The sequence below is a fragment of the Nonomuraea basaltis genome, from assembly GCF_005893125.1.
Taxonomy (GTDB): domain Bacteria; phylum Actinomycetota; class Actinomycetes; order Streptosporangiales; family Streptosporangiaceae; genus Nonomuraea; species Nonomuraea basaltis.
The window spans coordinates 1-578 of record NZ_VCJS01000645.1 but is presented as its reverse complement, the minus strand read 5'-3'; the positions used below and the strand labels follow the sequence as shown (position 1 = coordinate 578).

General features: G+C 70.6%; 1 protein-coding gene. It reads right to left on the bottom strand.

The features are described from left to right. Positions 1-22 precede the first annotated feature (22 nt). Positions 23-578: lantibiotic dehydratase (locus EJK15_RS69860; protein ID WP_171075457.1), on the bottom strand; the 556-nt coding region annotated here is incomplete at its 5' end.

Genomic DNA, 578 nt, shown 5'->3' with positions numbered 1-578 from the left:
AGGGCCTGCGTGCTGGGCGGGCTCATCGGATCGCCCTCACCGCGACGACGAAGGTGTGGGCCCGCCCGCCGATCCATCCATCCGCGTCCGGCGGCGGCACGTCGTAGAGCACCGCGACGGGGGAACCGGCCAGGTGCGTGCGGAGCAGATCCAGGTCCATCTCCCTGGTGAGGTCCAGCAGCAGGCGCTGATCGTCCATGGCCAGGAGCACACGGTCAGGTACACCCGTCCGGCCGCGCCAGGCGTGCAGTTGCTCGGCCCACTCGTCCAGGCGTGCCGTACGGCCGGGCAGCGTGCGGGCGCGAAGCTGCCAGCGCGCGGCGACCAGGATGCTGCGCCGATAGTGCAGCGCCGGGGTGAACGGCAGTGTCCACGCGGCGCCCCAGTCGAACCAGGTCACCTGCGGAGTCGCGGCACGGCTGATCTCGGCCAGGAACCGGATCAGCGGCGGGGTGAAGTTGTTCCACACGAAGTTGATCGCTGTCGGCGTGAGCAGTTCCAGGCGCTCCCCGGTGGCGGCCACCGCGAGGTAGAGGTGACTGCCGCGCAGACCCACGACCAGATCAGAGGGCAACAGC